Origin of the sequence: Pseudomonas sp. FSL W7-0098 (assembly GCF_005930585.1) — a bacterium.
Lineage (GTDB): Bacteria > Pseudomonadota > Gammaproteobacteria > Pseudomonadales > Pseudomonadaceae > Aquipseudomonas > Aquipseudomonas bubulae.
This window is the reverse complement of the sequence record NZ_RXHW01000016.1, coordinates 14,190-29,105: the sequence shown is the minus strand read 5'-3', so window position 1 is coordinate 29,105 and position 14,916 is coordinate 14,190. Positions and strand designations below refer to the sequence as shown.

At 60.0% G+C, this 14,916-nt stretch carries 13 protein-coding genes; 9 read left to right on the top strand and 4 right to left on the bottom strand.

Going from position 1 to position 14,916, the window contains the following annotated elements; genetic code table 11:
• Window positions 1-37 precede the first annotated feature (37 nt).
• Window positions 38-901 carry a LysR family transcriptional regulator gene (locus FHL07_RS22725; RefSeq protein WP_095002424.1) on the bottom strand — a complete coding sequence of 288 codons (864 nt, stop codon included), beginning with the start codon at window positions 899-901 and terminating at the stop codon, window positions 38-40.
• Window positions 902-1,077: 176 nt separating this feature from the next.
• On the opposite strand from FHL07_RS22725, the gene hcnA reads away from it, so the two are divergent.
• The 3 genes from hcnA to hcnC are packed head-to-tail and all read left to right on the top strand — an operon-like array spanning window position 1,078 to window position 4,047.
• Window positions 1,078-1,395, top strand: a complete 318-nt coding sequence (gene hcnA, locus FHL07_RS22720) for a cyanide-forming glycine dehydrogenase subunit HcnA (RefSeq protein WP_095002425.1) — start codon at window positions 1,078-1,080, stop codon at window positions 1,393-1,395.
• Window positions 1,392-2,789, top strand: a complete 1,398-nt coding sequence (hcnB, locus tag FHL07_RS22715; RefSeq protein WP_095027197.1) for a cyanide-forming glycine dehydrogenase subunit HcnB — start codon at window positions 1,392-1,394, stop codon at window positions 2,787-2,789. The genes hcnA and hcnB overlap by 4 nt, the downstream gene beginning before the upstream one ends.
• Window position 2,790: 1 nt before the next feature.
• On the top strand, window positions 2,791-4,047 hold the full coding sequence (gene hcnC / locus FHL07_RS22710) for a cyanide-forming glycine dehydrogenase subunit HcnC (RefSeq protein ID WP_138738933.1): 1,257 nt from the start codon (window positions 2,791-2,793) through the stop codon (window positions 4,045-4,047).
• A gap of 57 nt (window positions 4,048-4,104) precedes the next feature.
• Here the strand turns inward: hcnC and FHL07_RS22705 are convergent, their stop codons facing one another.
• Complete coding sequence (locus tag FHL07_RS22705; RefSeq protein WP_095024497.1) at window positions 4,105-6,579, bottom strand: TonB-dependent siderophore receptor; 2,475 nt, start codon at window positions 6,577-6,579, stop codon at window positions 4,105-4,107.
• Window positions 6,580-6,829: 250 nt separating this feature from the next.
• On the opposite strand from FHL07_RS22705, the gene FHL07_RS22700 reads away from it, so the two are divergent.
• Together FHL07_RS22700 and ycaC are read left to right on the top strand one after the other, a co-directional pair.
• On the top strand, window positions 6,830-7,696 hold the full coding sequence (locus FHL07_RS22700; protein WP_095025095.1) for a pirin family protein: 867 nt from the start codon (window positions 6,830-6,832) through the stop codon (window positions 7,694-7,696).
• A gap of 81 nt (window positions 7,697-7,777) precedes the next feature.
• On the top strand, window positions 7,778-8,404 hold the full coding sequence (ycaC, locus tag FHL07_RS22695) for an isochorismate family cysteine hydrolase YcaC (protein WP_095002456.1): 627 nt from the start codon (window positions 7,778-7,780) through the stop codon (window positions 8,402-8,404).
• 74 nt (window positions 8,405-8,478) lie between these two features.
• Here ycaC and FHL07_RS22690 read toward each other — a convergent pair whose 3' ends face one another.
• Together FHL07_RS22690 and FHL07_RS22685 are read right to left on the bottom strand one after the other, a co-directional pair.
• Window positions 8,479-9,660: an acetyl-CoA C-acyltransferase family protein gene (locus tag FHL07_RS22690; RefSeq protein ID WP_095021359.1), complete on the bottom strand. Its 1,182-nt coding sequence runs from the start codon at window positions 9,658-9,660 to the stop codon at window positions 8,479-8,481.
• A 44-nt stretch (window positions 9,661-9,704) separates the two neighbouring features.
• A complete protein-coding gene (locus FHL07_RS22685; protein WP_138738932.1) occupies window positions 9,705-10,619 on the bottom strand; it encodes a LysR family transcriptional regulator in 915 nt (304 codons plus the stop codon).
• 133 nt (window positions 10,620-10,752) lie between these two features.
• Between FHL07_RS22685 and leuC the strand changes: the two genes are divergently transcribed.
• The 4 genes from leuC to leuB all read left to right on the top strand — a co-directional run bounded on the left by leuC (window position 10,753) and on the right by leuB (window position 14,855).
• Window positions 10,753-12,186: a 3-isopropylmalate dehydratase large subunit gene (leuC, locus tag FHL07_RS22680; RefSeq protein WP_095002431.1), complete on the top strand. Its 1,434-nt coding sequence runs from the start codon at window positions 10,753-10,755 to the stop codon at window positions 12,184-12,186.
• Window positions 12,183-12,827 (top strand): 3-isopropylmalate dehydratase small subunit, encoded by a 645-nt coding sequence (leuD, locus tag FHL07_RS22675; RefSeq protein WP_095002432.1) that lies wholly within the window; start codon window positions 12,183-12,185, stop codon window positions 12,825-12,827. The genes leuC and leuD overlap by 4 nt, the downstream gene beginning before the upstream one ends.
• A 121-nt stretch (window positions 12,828-12,948) precedes the next feature.
• Entirely contained in the window at window positions 12,949-13,716 is a 768-nt protein-coding gene (locus FHL07_RS22670) for a class I SAM-dependent methyltransferase (RefSeq protein ID WP_095024500.1), read from the top strand.
• Window positions 13,717-13,772: 56 nt separating this feature from the next.
• The gene (gene leuB, locus FHL07_RS22665) at window positions 13,773-14,855 is read left to right on the top strand and encodes a 3-isopropylmalate dehydrogenase (protein WP_095002434.1); all 1,083 of its coding nucleotides are present in this window, start codon (window positions 13,773-13,775) and stop codon (window positions 14,853-14,855) included.
• The last annotated feature ends 61 nt before the right edge of the window (window positions 14,856-14,916 follow it).

The following is a 14,916-nucleotide window of genomic DNA, read 5'->3' as shown; positions in this document are numbered from 1 at the left end:
ACACAAAGCTGAAAGCTTTCATCCGGAGCCTGGCGACTTAAATTTCCGGCTCCCGGGGCTGTGACCAGTCGCTGTCCTGTCTGACGATTTCGCGCAGCAGCGCGATGCCCTGTTGCAAGGCTGCGCAGTCACGCTCGCGGGAGTACACCAGGTAGGTGGGGTAGCTGAATTCCGGGGCCTTGGGCACCCGTTCCAGGGCACCGCTGTCCAGATAGCGCTCGACCACACGGGTGCGGAAGTAGCCGCTGCCGCCGTTGTCGAGGATGTAATGCAAGGCCACCGGGCCCAGGTTGAAGCTGATGGCCGCTCGCGCCCTGTCGGGCAGGGCGGCGTCATGCTGGCGGCGAAAACCCTCACCCCATTCTACGTATACATAAGGTTCAGGTTGTTCGGGGCGGCGGATCTGGATCAGTTTTTCCTCCAGCAACTGCTCCACTTGCACACCGGGCCAGTAGGCGGGCTGATAGACCAGTGCAGCATCCAGCAGGCCCATCTCGATCTGACGCAGTAATTGTTCGGCATCGCTGATTTGTATGCGCAAGGCATGGGTGGTGAGGTGCTGACGCAGGGCTTTGGCCCAGTTGAGGATCAGCGGGTTGCACAGGCTGACTTCCCCGCCGATATGCAGCAACTGATGCAAGCCTTCGGGGCGCGGCAGATCGCGCCGTGCGGCTTCCCAGGTGTGCAGCAACTGGTTGGCGTACACCACAAAGGCCTCGCCTTCGGGGGTGAGTTTTGCGCCGGCGCGGTTGCGGGTAAACAGGGTGACGCCGAGCAGGCTTTCGAGCTTGTGTACCCGTGCGGTCACGGCCGTCTGGGTAACGTGCAGCTTTTCGGCCGCGCCCACCAGGCTGCCGTAGCGGACAATTTCAAGGAAAGTACGGGCCAGGTCGAGGTCCATAAGCGCGCCAGTGTGCAAGGGGCTTGCAGTGTAAGGGTAATGGCTGGAAAACACATGAAACGCGACGTTTATTGGCACGCATCAATGTTTGTTTTCAGGAGCAGGCTAAGGTCGTCGGCCCTGGTACCCGGTGCCAGTGATTGACCGGGCAACACCACATAAAAAGGATGACAGACATGGATGACTTGAAGCGACAGTACGATATTCAACCCTTGAGGCAGGCCGACATGTCCATTCTGGTCAATGGTCAGCCAGTCAATGCCGCTCAAGGTGAAACCGTGCTCAGCGTGTTGAACTCAGTGGGTGTGCGGCAACTGTCGCGCAACGACCACGGGCGGATGACGGGCGCTTATTGCGGCATGGGCGTGTGCTACTGCTGCCTGGTGAATATTGATGGCAGGCACAAGCGACGCGCCTGCCAGACCGTGGTAAAGCCCGGTATGCAGGTCGAGACCGGGATCAACCGCGTCGCCAGCCAGGAGCTGGTGCTATGAGCGCCCGTACGGTGATTGTCGGTGGCGGACCGGCAGGGATGTCGGCGGCAATAGAGCTGGCGCAGCATGGCGTGCAAAGCACGTTGTTCGAAGAAGCCTCGCGGCTGGGTGGTGTAGTTTATCGCGGGCCTTTGCGCGACGGTGTCGAACTCGACTATCTGGGAGAACGCTACAAGGCTGCGCTGCACAAGTTGCACGGCGAATTTTCGGTCATTGCCCACTCAGTGGATGTACGCCTCAACCATCGCGTTGTCGGCGGGCAAGGTCAGCAAAGCCTGCAAGTGCTGGATGAGCATGAGCAATTGCAGCAAATCGGCTTCGATCAACTGCTGCTGTCCGCTGGCTGCCATGAGCGCAGCGTGCCGTTCCCGGGTTGGACGACCCCGGGTGTGATCATGCTGGGTGGCCTGCAGCTGCAGATCAAAAGTGGTGTTGTCAAACCCCGTGGGCCGACGCTGATTGCGGGCACCGGGCCCTTGCTGATGCTGGTGGCGTGCCAGTTGCACGCAGCGGGTGTGGAAGTGGCCGGGGTATATGAAGCGTGCGAGTTTGGCCGCATTGCCAAGGAAAGCCTGGCGCTGCTCAACCAGCCCCAGTTGTTCCTCGACGGCCTGAGCATGCTGGTTTACCTCAAGCGCCATGGCGTGGCCGTGCATTACGGCTGGGGTGTGGTGCAGGCGTTTGGCGAAGGGGAACTGAGCGAAGTGATCGTGGCTCCCTATTCCAACACCTGGCAGGCCGACATGAGCCAGGCGCAGGCGGTGAAAGCCTGCACCCTGGCGGTGGGTTATGGCTTTATTCCACGCACTCAGCTCAGCCAGCAGATGGGTCTGGATCATGCTTACAACGTCGACGGTTATCTGGCGGCCAAAGCCGATAACTGGCAGCAGAGCAGTCAGGCATCAATCCACCTGGCCGGTGATGTCACGGGCATGCGCGGGGGCGAGGCAGCGATGCTCACGGGGCGGATTGGCGCGTTGTCGATCTTGCAGCAGCGTGGGGTCCTGAGTGCAAAGCAGGCGCTTGAACAGCGCCGCGAGTACCTGTCCAGGCTCAACACCCTCATGCGCTTTCGCGGCGGGATTGATCGTTATACCCGGCGTGGTACGCGCCAGATCGATCTGCCCCAGGCCGACACGGTGGTATGCCGTTGCGAGCATGTCACCCGCGCCGATATCGACCTTGCGCTCAGCCAGGGCGTGCAGGACATGGCCAGCCTTAAAATGCGTACACGCATAAGCATGGGCGACTGCCAGGGCCGCATGTGTGTCGGTTATTGCAGTGACCGCCTGCGTGAAGCCACCGGGCGCAAGGATGTGGGCTGGTTGCGCCCGCGATTCCCGCTGGAACCCGTGCCGTTTTCGGCTTTTATCAACGCGAGCAAGGATGCCTGACATGATCAAGACCTATGACGTTGTCATCGCCGGTGGCGGTGTTATTGGCGCCTCCTGTGCGTATCACCTGTCCCGGCGCAAGGATCTTAAAATAGCCCTGATCGACTGCAAGCGCCCCGGCAATGCCAGCCGCGCGTCGGCAGGCGGGCTGTGGGCCATCGGCGAGTCCGTGGGGCTGGGCTGCGGGGTGATTTTTTTTCGCATGATGTCTGCCGAACGCAAGCGTGAAGCCCAGGGTTCGGCCGTGATTGTCGACGCCAGTACCGCGCATATCCTGCCAGCGTGTTTTTTCGACTTTGCCCTGCAATCCAATGCCTTGTACCCCGGCTTGCACAAGGAACTGCTGGAAAACCACGGGATGGATTTCAAGTTCGAGCGCACCGGGCTCAAGTACGTGATTTATGACGATGAAGACCGGCTCTATGCCGAGCATATTGTCGCCAATATCCCGCATCTGGCCGATGAGGTGCGCTGGCTCGACCAGGCGGCCCTGCGCGAGGCGGAGCCGAGCGTCAGTTACGATGCGCAAGGTGCGCTGGAGTTTTTGTGCGATCACCAGGTGAGCCCGTTCCGGTTGACCGATGCCTACACCGAAGGGGCCCGGCAAAATGGAGTCGATCTGTACTTCAACACCAACGTCATCGAGGTCATGCGTCAGGGCAGCAAGGTGACCGGCGTGCGCACCGACAGCCAGGGCGCGTTCCACTGCAAAACCCTGATTAATGCCGCTGGCGCCTGGGCGGCAGAACTCAGCGTGATGGCCACTGACTTGAGTATCCCTGTGGCCCCGGTCAAGGGGCAGATTGTATTGACCGAGCGCATGCCCAAGTTGCTGAACGGCTGCCTGACCACCAGTGATTGCTACCTGGCGCAAAAGGACAACGGCGAAATCCTGATTGGCAGCACTACCGAAGACAAAGGCTTCGACGTGACCACCACCTTCCCTGAAATCACCGGGCTGGTACAGGGAGCGATGCGCTGTATTCCCGAACTCAAGGACGCCAACCTGAAGCGTACCTGGGCCGGGTTGCGGCCAGGCTCCCCCGATGAGCTGCCGATCCTGGGGCCCATGAAGGGGATTGAGGGGTATTTGAATGCCTGCGGGCATTTCCGTACCGGCATCCTGACTTCGGCGATCACTGGTGTCATGCTCGACGCACTGGTGCGGCAAGAGCCGCTGCCGCTGGAGGTCACGCCGTTTCTGGCGGAGCGTTTTGACTTGCAACCGGTGGCGCTGAAAAAAGCCGTGAGTGCCTGACACGGTCTGCTCGCGATGCGCTTGGCCTTCGCGAGCAGGCTCGTTGCCGCTGCTGACTTAGAAGGTGTACTTGGACGTCAGCATCAGGCTGCGTGGTTCGCCATAGTAGGTGGTGTTGAAGTTACCCAGCCCCGACAGGTACTTTTTATCGAACACGTTGTTGGCGTTGAGGTTAAACGTCAGGTGTTCGTTGTACTCGTAGCGGGTCATCAGGTTGACCAGCGCGTAGCTGTGCTGCTCGATGATGTCGTAGTCGCCCTTGGCATCGTTGTAGATCTTGCCGTAGAACGGGCTTTGCCAGTTCACGCCACCGCCCACGGTGACTTTGTTCAGCACCCCCGGCAGGCGGTAAGTGGTGAACAGACGCGCCACGTTTTCCGGCTTGGTGGTTTCCAGCGGGTAGCCGTAGACACGTTCGCCATCATCAGAGCGGGTGCGGGCGTAGGTGTAGCCGGCGATCAGGTTCCAGTCCGGCATCAGTTCACCGGCCAGTTCCAGCTCGATGCCGTTGGTGGTCGCACCATCAAGGGATTCATAGATGCCCAGGTTGGTGTTGGCGTTGGTGCCGACCTGAATCGGTACATTTTTTTGCTCGGTACGGAACACGGCCGCACTGGCATTCAAGCGGCCATCAAAGTACTCGCCCTTCAAACCGAGTTCATAGCTGTTGCCTTCTGTGGGGGCCAGGGTGGCACCGGAACTGCTCTGCTCGGTAAGAGGTTTGTAGATCGAGGTGTAGCTGCCGTACACCGAATAGTTGTCGTTGATGTCGTAGACAACCCCGGCGTAGGGCGTCACCTCGCCGTGCTGTTTTGCCGTGGTCTTGTTGTCCTGGAACGTGCTGGTCTGCTCGTAGTACTTGTAGGTGCTGTTGTACTGGAAATCACTTACGCGGCTGCCAAGGATAATCGACCAGTCGTCTGCCGGCTTGAAGCGTGCGGCGATATAGGCGCTGTTTTGATTTTGGTTGGTTTCGTATTTGCCGTTTTTCGGGAAGTCCGGTCTCGGGTATTTGCCGTTCCAGTCAAAAATGCTGCTCGACAGCTCACGGAATTCGCTGCCGTCGAAGGTCGCGCCGGTCTGGCGGGAGGTCTGGGAGGTTGCGCCCACTACCAGTTCATGTTCGCGGCCAAACAGGGTAAACGGGCCGGTCGCATTGATATCGAAGGTGTTCTGGACGCGATGGCCTTCCCACTGGCCCCAGTAGAAGAACATGCCGTCACCCGTGACCGGATCTGGCATCCCGCCGCTGGCCGAACCCAGCAGGGTGTCGTGGTCGTTGGTTTGCTGGGTGAGGGTGCCTTTGACTTTCCAGTCATTGGCGAAACGGTGCTCCAGGGAGGCGAAGGTGGACTGGATCTGGACGTCGCGGCGGCTCCAGTCGGTGGCCGGGTTGAACGAGCGGCTGAAGTCGGTTTTGGTGTAGTTGGAGAAGTAATACGGGTTGCCGGTCCAGGACGAGCCGCGAGGCTTGATATTCTGGTAGTCCATGCCGAAGGTGAACAGGGTGTCGGGGGTGAGGTCGGCCTGGATGATGCCGTAGAACACGTCATTTTTACGTGAGTAGTGGTCGCGGTACGAGTCGGCATCCTGGTAAACCGCCACCATTCGCCCGCGCACGCTGCCATCGTCATTCAACGGCCCGGAGATATCACCTTCGGTGCGATAGTTGTCCCACGAGCCCGCGCTGGCAGTGACCGATGCCTTGAAGTCGCGGGTCGGTTTTTTGCGAATCAGGTTGACCGTGGCCGACGGCTCGCCCGAGCCGGACAACAGGCCGGTGGCGCCCTTGACGATATCGACGCGGTCATACAGGGCCATATCGACCTTGGTCGCACCTTCATCGAACACGCCGTCATACAGGGTGTTGACCCCGTCGTACTGAAAGTTGGTGATGGCATAGCCGCGGGCCGAGTACTCCATGCGGTCGCTGTCGTAGGCCTGGGTGGAAATGCCCGGCGCGTTGCGCAGTACATCGCCGATGCTCTGTGCGGCTTGATCGTCCATCAGTTGGCGGGTGACTACCGTGACGGTCTGCGGGGTTTCGCGAATCGACAGCGGCAGTTTGGTCGAGCTGTTGCTGGCGCCGGTGGTATAGGAATGGGTGTCTTCGGTGGTCAGCGAGTCGCCCAGGCCCTGGCCTGTGACAGTGGTTGCACCCAGTTCCAGACCTTTGCCTTGGGGGGCGCTCAAAATCACCGTGTCGCCGTTGAGCTGATACGAGATGCCGCTGCCCTGCAGCAGGGACTCCAGTGCCTTGACCGGCTCCAGCGAACCGCTCACTGGACGCGACTTGATGCCTTGCACCTGATCCGGGCTGTAGAGGATCTGCAGGTTGGCCTGCTTGCCCAGTTCATTCAGCGCGCTGGCCAGGGCTTGCGACGGAATGTTCAGGGCCACCGGCGCCGCGCTGGCAAGGGATGCCCCCAGCATGACCGAGGCCATCAGGGCACTGGACAGCAAGGTGTGACGTACCGTCCGGCGTTGGGTGGCGATCGAAAGAGGGGTCCGGCTCAAGTTGGGTCGTTGCATCGCGTGCCTAGGCTCCGAAGTAAGAAATTTCATTCTTGTTAATAGGAATAGTTATTAGACGCAGCACGATTGATAAACCAGAAACAAGTTTCTGATTTAGTTGGTTTTGCTCCGGCCATTACAGGCTTGACCCGCTGATGCAGGGCGGAATAATTGTTCCATCCATAGAACGATCAGTACCAAAAAACCTGTCTAGTCTTATGCGTGCGACGAATCTATAGTTGTTGCCATGATTTACAGGAGGTGCAACATGAAAAAAATTCTTGGTGTTTATCAGGCCCCCCGCCCTCATTGGGTCGGCGATGGTTTTCCGGTTCGCACGATGTTTTCCTACGACAGCATGGGCAAACACATCAGCCCGTTTCTGCTTCTGGATTACGCCGGGCCAGCCGAGTTCACGCCTACTACAGAGCGTCGTGGTGTAGGCCAGCACCCGCACCGTGGTTTTGAAACGGTGACCATCGTCTACAAGGGCGAAGTGGAACACCGTGACTCCACCGGCAACGGCGGGGTGATCGGCCCGGGTGATGTGCAGTGGATGACCGCAGCGTCCGGCATCCTGCACGAGGAGTTCCATTCCGAGGCGTTTGCCCGCAGTGGCGGCCCGCTGGAGATGGTGCAGCTATGGGTCAACCTGCCTGCAAAGGACAAAATGGCCGCGCCGGGGTATCAGGGCATCGTCGACCGTGACATCCCCGACCTGGCGCTCAAGGACGATGCCGGCCGTTTGCGCCTGATTGCCGGTGAGTTCGATGGCAAACGCGGCCCGGCCCATACCTTTACGCCGATCGACGTGTGGGATATCCGCTTGAATGCGGGCAAGTCGACTACGCTGGATCTGCACCCGGGCCGCAACACTGCGCTGGTAGTGCTGCATGGTGCGGTCGAGGTCAACGGTCAGGACGTGGTGCGTGAAGGGCAGCTTGCGCTGTTTGAGCGTGATGGCTCGAGCATCCGCCTTGAAGCCAATAACGACGCCGTGCTGCTGGTCCTCAGCGGCGAGCCGATCGACGAACCGATCGTGGGCCATGGGCCGTTTGTGATGAACACCGACGCCGAAATCCATCAGGCGTTTGTGGACTTCCAGTCGGGCAAGTTTGGCCGCATGCCCGCGTAGCAATGCTGCACCGAAGCGCAATGCCAGGCCATGAGGGTCATGGCCTGGCCTTTTCTGTCTTATCCCAGAGAGGTAAACCCTGTGACAACTTCTTACAAGCGTTTGGACAAGGACAATGCCGCCGTTTTGTTGGTGGACCATCAGGCGGGTTTGCTGTCGCTGGTGCGGGATATCGAACCGGACAAATTCAAGAACAACGTGCTGGCGCTGGCTGATCTGGCCAAGTACTTCAAGTTGCCGACCATTTTGACCACCAGCTTCGAAACCGGACCCAACGGCCCGCTGGTGCCCGAGTTGAAGGCGCTGTTCCCGCAAGCGCCCTATATCGCCCGCCCGGGGCAGATCAATGCCTGGGACAACGAGGATTTTGTCAAGGCGGTCAAGGCAACAGGTAAAAAGCAACTGATCATCGCAGGGGTGGTCACTGAGGTCTGCGTGGCATTCCCGGCACTGTCGGCACTGGCTGAAGGCTATGAGGTGTTTGTGGTGACGGATGCGTCGGGTACGTTCAACGAAATCACCCGCCATTCGGCCTGGGATCGCATGTCATCCTCGGGTGCGCAACTGATGACCTGGTTTGGTCTGGCCTGTGAGCTGCATCGCGACTGGCGCAATGACATTGAAGGCCTGGGCGCGCTGTTCTCCAACCATATCCCGGACTATCGCAACCTGATCACCAGCTACTCCACGTTGACAGCCGGTAAATAACCGTTGGGCTCGTAGCGGCTGCCGAAGGAACCAGGCTGCGTTCGGCGGCAGTTGCTACGAGTTTTGGTCGTGTTTCACACCCGTTCGAAAATCACCGCTATGCCCTGGCCGCCGCCAATGCACATGGTCGCCAGGGCATAACGACCCTGTGTCCGATGCAGTTCATGGATGGCCTTGGTCGCGATGATCGCGCCCGTGGCCCCCACCGGGTGGCCCAGGGCGATGCCCGAACCGTTGGGGTTGACCCTGGCCGGGTCCATATCCAGTTCCTGCATCACGGCACACGCCTGGGCGGCGAAGGCAATGTTGGCTTCGATCACGTCCATGTCACCGATCTTCAAGCCAGCCCGCTTCAATGCCAGCCGCGTTGCCGGTATCGGCCCCAACCCCATCAGCTCGGGTTCAACCCCTGCATGGGCGTAGGCCACCAGCCGCGCCATCGGCGCAAGATTGCCCGCCAGTACTGCCGCGCCAGTGGCCAGCACCAGCGCCGCCGCCCCATCATTGAGCCCCGATGCATTGCCTGCAGTCACGCTGCCGTCTTTCTTGAAGGCCGGTTTCATCAGCGCCAACTGCTCCAGGGTAGTGGCCCGCGGGTGCTCGTCCTGGCTGAACATCACACTGCCTTTGCGGCTGCGTACCTCGACGGTGGCGATCTGGCTGTCGAAGTAACCTTGCTCGATAGCCCGGGCGGCGCGTTGCTGGTCTTCAAGCGCCAGGGCGTCCTGGGCCTGGCGGCTGATGCTGTTGCGTTGGGCGATATTCTCGGCCGTTACACCCATATGAATGCCGTGGAACGGGTCGTGCAAAATACCCAGCATGTAGTCGAGCATTGGCGTATCGCCCATGCGCGCACCCCAGCGGGCGGCGGGCATCAGGTAGGGGCCGCGGCTCATGGCTTCGGCCCCGGCGCCAATGGCGAAGTCGGCGTCGCCGAGCATCAGGGTATGGGCGGCAGAAATGATCGCCTGCAAGCCCGAACCGCACAGGCGGTTGACGTTGTAGGCCGGGGTTTCCTTGGGGATCCCGGCATTGATCGCCGCAACCCGCGCCAGATAGGCATCCTGGGGCTCGGTGGGAATCACGTTGCCCATCACCACATGACCGATGCGCCCGGGGTCGACCTGGCTGCTGTGCAACGCGGCCTTGACCGCAGTGCTGGCCAGCTCGGCCAGGGGCACGTCCTTGAGCGAGCCGCCAAAGGTGCCGATGGCCGTGCGCCGGGCGCTGAGGATGAAAATTTCAGGAGTTTGCATGGCGGGTCCTTATTGTTTTATCGGGCCAAATGCGCGGGATTATTTCACCGGTGTACGGTTTGGGCGTCGTCCGTTTGTGCGGGCAGGGCATCTACCTGGGCATCGAGCAGGGTCATAAAGGCATGGGCCGCATTGGACAAGGTGCGTTCGGTATGCAGGATATACCCCAGCTGGCGGGTCAGCTGGATGCCGGGCAGGGCAATCGATGCCACCTGCTCATCCAGCATGGTGCGCGGCAACACGCTCCAGGCCAGGCCGATGGACACCATCATCTTGATGGTCTCCAGGTAATTGGTGCTCATGGCGATGTTGGGCGTCAGGCCCTGGGCTTCAAACAGGCGATGGACAATATGATGGGTAAAGGTATTGCCGCCGGGAAACACCGCTGGATGGCGTGCAATATCGGCCATGCTTACGGTTTTTTGCCGGGTCAGGCGGTGCTCCGGGGCCACCACGAAATCCAGCGGGTCATCCCAGACCGGCACGGCACGAATCAGTGAATGAGGCTCCGGCGCGAGGGTGATTACAGCCAGTTCTGCGCGGCCATGCAGAATCTCGTCGTAGGCCACTTCGGAATCGAGAAACTGAATATCCAGCGCGACCTTGGGGTAAGTGCGGGTGAACTCGCGCAGTAAAGGTGGCAGGCGGTGCAGACCGATATGATGGCTGGTAGCCAGGGTCAGGCGCCCGCTGACTTCGCCATTGAGGTTGTTGAGTGCCCGGCGCGTGTCATCCAGTACGTTGAGGATCTGGTAAGCGCGCGGCAGCAAGGCCCGGCCGGCTTCGGTGAGGCTGACCTCACGGCCCAGCCGGTCGAACAGCCTGAGCTTGAGTTGCTGCTCGATGCTGGCAATGCGTTTGCTGATGGCTGGCTGGGTCAGGAACAGCCGTTCGGCGGCCCCGGAAAAACTGCCGGTTTCAGCAATTGCAATAAACGCATTGAGATTCGCGAGATCCATCTATTCGAATTCCTGTTGGTTATCCAAAGCATAAAAATTATGAATTTGAGTTATTCACTGTAACCCCATAGGATCGACCTCACAAGCCAAGTGGTTATTGGCACAGAAAAGTAGCTGATGAGGAAACCGTCTGATGGCCGGCAAAACGCTCTACGACAAGCTCTGGGATTCGCATTTGGTCAAGCAGCGTGACGATGGCTCGGCGCTGATCTACATCGACCGTCACATCATTCACGAAGTGACCTCGCCGCAAGCCTTTGAAGGCCTGCGGCTGGCCGGGCGCAAGCCTTGGCGTATCGATGCCAACATCGCCACCCCGGACCACAACGTACCGACCACGCCGGAGCGTAAAGGCGGGATCGAAGCGATTGCCGATCAGGTTTCCCGTCTGCAGGTGCAAACCCTGGATGACAACTGTGACGAATACGGCATTACCGAATTCAAGATGAACGACGTGCGTCAGGGTATCGTCCATGTGATCGGCCCGGAGCAGGGCGCGACCTTGCCGGGCATGACCGTGGTCTGCGGTGACTCGCACACCTCGACTCACGGCGCCTTCGGTGCATTGGCCCACGGTATCGGCACTTCCGAGGTCGAGCATGTGCTCGCCACCCAGTGCCTTGTCGCCAAAAAAATGAAGAACATGCTGGTGTCGGTCGAAGGGCAATTGCCGTTCGGCGTAACCGCCAAGGACATCGTACTGGCCGTGATCGGCAAGATCGGCACCGCGGGCGGCAATGGTCATGCCATCGAATTCGCCGGCAGCGCGATTCGTGACTTGTCCGTCGAAGGCCGCATGACCATCTGCAACATGTCCATCGAAGCCGGTGCCCGTGTAGGCCTGGTGGCCGCCGATCAGAAAACTGTCGATTATGTAAAGGGCCGTCCGTTTTCGCCTAAAGGCGCTGAATGGGACCTGGCGGTCGAAGCCTGGAAAGACCTGGTGTCCGACAGCGATGCGCAGTTCGACACCGTGGTTGAACTGGACGCTACGCAGATCAAGCCGCAAGTCAGCTGGGGCACTTCGCCCGAGATGGTCCTGGCGGTTGATCAGAACGTGCCGGATCCGGCACAGGAAGCCGACCTGGTCAAGCGTGGCTCGATCGAACGTGCATTGAAGTACATGGGCCTGACCGCCAACCAGGCGATCACCGATATCCAGCTCGATCGCGTATTTATCGGCTCGTGCACCAACTCGCGGATCGAAGACTTGCGTGCTGCGGCAGTGATTGCCAAGGGGCGCAAGGTGGCGTCCACCATCAAGCAGGCGATTGTGGTGCCGGGCTCGGGTCTGGTTAAAGCCCAGGCCGAGGCTGAAGGTCTGGACAAGATCTTTATCGAGGCCGGTTTTGAATGGCGTGAGCCGGGTTGTTCGATGTGCCTGGCGATGAATCCGGACCGCCTTGAGTCGGGCGAGCATTGTGCTTCGACCTCCAACCGCAACTTTGAAGGCCGTCAGGGCGCCGGTGGCCGTACTCACCTGGTCAGCCCGGCCATGGCCGCTGCCGCCGCCGTGAATGGTCGTTTTATTGATGTCCGTGAATTGATCCAGGGGAGCGCAGCATGAAGGCTTTTACTCAGCACACCGGTCTGGTCGCGCCTTTGGATCGTGCCAACGTCGATACCGACCAGATCATTCCCAAGCAATTCCTGAAGTCGATCAAGCGTACCGGCTTTGGCCCTAACCTGTTTGACGAGTGGCGTTATCTGGATGTGGGTCAGCCCTACCAGGACAACTCCAAGCGCCCGCTGAACAAGGATTTTGTGCTTAACGCCGAGCGTTACCAGGGCGCCAGTGTGTTGCTGGCCCGGGAAAACTTCGGTTGCGGCTCCAGCCGTGAGCACGCGCCGTGGGCGCTGGAAGAGTACGGTTTTCGCAGCATCATCGCGCCGAGCTACGCCGATATCTTCTTCAATAACAGCTTCAAGAACGGTTTGTTGCCGATCATCCTGAGCGACGCCGAAGTCGATGAGCTGTTTGCCCAGGTTGAAGCCGAGCCGGGTTACCAGCTCAAGATCGACCTCGAGGCACAAACTGTGACCCGCCCGGATGGCAAGGTGCTGGGCTTTGAAATCGATGCGTTTCGCAAGCATTGCCTGCTCAACGGCCTGGACGATATCGGCCTGACCTTGCAGGACGGCGATGCAATTGCCGCGTTTGAAAGCAAGCACCGTGCGAGCCAGCCGTGGTTGTTTCGCGACGCTTGAATGGCCTCTTTGCGGGCAAGCCCGGCACCCACAGGGGAATGCATTTCAAATGTGGGAGCGGGCTTGCCCGCGATGACGGCAGTGTGGACAACCCAAGTCTTGACGCTAAAAGGAAGTTTTAATGACCAGTACCGCCCAGCACACCCAGGTCGTACAAAAGCAGTTCGGCGAACAGGCGTCGGCCTATCTGAGCAGCGCCGTGCATGCGCAAGGCACCGAGTTCGGTCTGCTCAAGGCCGAGCTGGCGGGTAAAGTTGAAGCGCGGGTGCTGGACCTGGGGTGTGGCGCGGGCCATGTAAGCTTTCATGTGGCTGCACTGGTCAAGGACGTGGTGGCATACGACCTGTCGCAACAAATGCTCGATGTGGTCAGTGCTGCCGCCAGCGATCGCGGGCTGGGCAATATCAGCACCGTTTGCGGCGCGGCAGAGCGTTTGCCGTTTGCCGATGGCGAGTTCGACTATGTGCTCAGCCGTTACTCGGCCCATCACTGGAGCGATCTGGGCGTTGCCCTGCGCGAAGTGCGCCGGGTGCTCAAGCCGGGTGGCGTAGCGGCATTTATCGATGTGATCTCACCCGGCAGCCCGTTATTCGACACCTACCTGCAAAGTGTCGAAGTGCTGCGCGACACCAGCCATGTGCGCGACTATTCGAGCGCCGAATGGCTGCGTCAGGTCAGCGAAGCCGGTTTGCACGTGCGCAGCACACAGCGTCAGCGTTTGCGTTTAGAGTTCAGCTCCTGGATCGAGCGCATGCGTACGCCACAGGTTATGAGCGCGGCCATCCGCCAGTTGCAGCAGTCGATGGGCGCCGAAGTACGCGATTATTTTGAAATTGAAGCCGATGGTTCGTTCAGCACCGATGTGCTGGTGCTGTGGGCCGAGAAGTAACCTGAATATTTCCGGGTGCGCCTGCGGGGGCATCAACAGACAAGAAAGAGGAACCCATGAGCAAGCAGATTCTGATTCTCCCTGGCGACGGTATTGGTCCGGAAATCATGGCCGAAGCGGTCAAGGTGCTGGAGCTGGCCAGTGACAAGTTCAACCTGGGCCTGGAGCTGACCCACGACCTGATCGGCGGCGCAGCCATCGACAAGCATGGCGTACCGTTGGCCGACGAGACCCTTGAGCGCGCCCGTGCGGCCGACGCTGTCTTGCTGGGCGCCGTGGGTGGCCCGAAATGGGACAAGATCGAGCGCGACATTCGCCCCGAGCGCGGCCTGCTGAAAATCCGTGCGCAACTGGGCCTGTTCGGCAACCTGCGCCCGGCAATCCTGTACCCGCAACTGGCTGATGCATCGAGCCTCAAGCCGGAAATCGTTTCCGGACTGGATATCCTCATCGTTCGCGAATTGACCGGTGGTATCTACTTCGGCGCCCCCCGTGGCACCCGCGAGCTGGAAAACGGTGAGCGTCAGGCTTATGACACCCTGCCGTACAGCGAAAGCGAAATCCGCCGCATTGCCCGCGTCGGTTTCGACATGGCCCGCGTGCGTGGCAAAAAGCTCTGCTCGGTGGACAAGGCCAACGTGCTGGCGTCCAGCCAGCTGTGGCGTGAAGTGGTCGAGCAAGTGGCCAAGGACTACCCGGACGTCGAGCTGAGCCATATGTACGTCGACAACGCGGCCATGCAACTGGTGCGCGCACCCAAGCAATTTGACGTGATCGTCACCGAAAACATGTTCGGTGACATCCTGTCCGACCAGGCTTCGATGCTCACCGGCTCTATCGGCATGCTGCCATCGGCATCCCTGGACACCCACAACAAGGGCATGTACGAGCCTTGCCACGGTTCGGCGCCGGACATCGCGGGGCAGGGCATTGCCAACCCGCTGGCGACCATTTTGTCGGTGTCGATGATGCTGCGTTACAGCTTCAACCAGACCGCTGCTGCCGATGCCATCGAGCAGGCCGTAAGCCTGGTTCTGGACCAGGGTTTGCGTACCGGTGATATCTGGTCGACGGGTTGCACCCGGGTCGGAACACAGGAAATGGGCAATGCAGTAGTCGCGGCGCTGCAGAATCTGTAATCTCTCGGGCCCGTTACTTCCTGTTGGTGGAAGTAACGACCCCACTTTTTGTTAAAGGTGT

Bases quoted from the DNA above. Each gene is read 5' to 3' on its own strand.
- FHL07_RS22725 (WP_095002424.1), bottom strand. From the start codon at position 901: ATGGACCTCGACCTGGCCCGTACTTTCCTTGAAATTGTCCGCTACGGC.
- leuB (WP_095002434.1), top strand. From the start codon at position 13,773: ATGAGCAAGCAGATTCTGATTCTCCCTGGCGACGGTATTGGTCCGGAA.
- hcnC (WP_138738933.1), top strand. From the start codon at position 2,791: ATGATCAAGACCTATGACGTTGTCATCGCCGGTGGCGGTGTTATTGGC.
- FHL07_RS22670 (WP_095024500.1), top strand. From the start codon at position 12,949: ATGACCAGTACCGCCCAGCACACCCAGGTCGTACAAAAGCAGTTCGGC.
- FHL07_RS22685 (WP_138738932.1), bottom strand. From the start codon at position 10,619: ATGGATCTCGCGAATCTCAATGCGTTTATTGCAATTGCTGAAACCGGC.
- FHL07_RS22700 (WP_095025095.1), top strand. From the start codon at position 6,830: ATGAAAAAAATTCTTGGTGTTTATCAGGCCCCCCGCCCTCATTGGGTC.
- leuC (WP_095002431.1), top strand. From the start codon at position 10,753: ATGGCCGGCAAAACGCTCTACGACAAGCTCTGGGATTCGCATTTGGTC.
- FHL07_RS22705 (WP_095024497.1), bottom strand. From the start codon at position 6,579: ATGCAACGACCCAACTTGAGCCGGACCCCTCTTTCGATCGCCACCCAA.
- hcnB (WP_095027197.1), top strand. From the start codon at position 1,392: ATGAGCGCCCGTACGGTGATTGTCGGTGGCGGACCGGCAGGGATGTCG.
- leuD (WP_095002432.1), top strand. From the start codon at position 12,183: ATGAAGGCTTTTACTCAGCACACCGGTCTGGTCGCGCCTTTGGATCGT.
- FHL07_RS22690 (WP_095021359.1), bottom strand. From the start codon at position 9,660: ATGCAAACTCCTGAAATTTTCATCCTCAGCGCCCGGCGCACGGCCATC.
- hcnA (WP_095002425.1), top strand. From the start codon at position 1,078: ATGGATGACTTGAAGCGACAGTACGATATTCAACCCTTGAGGCAGGCC.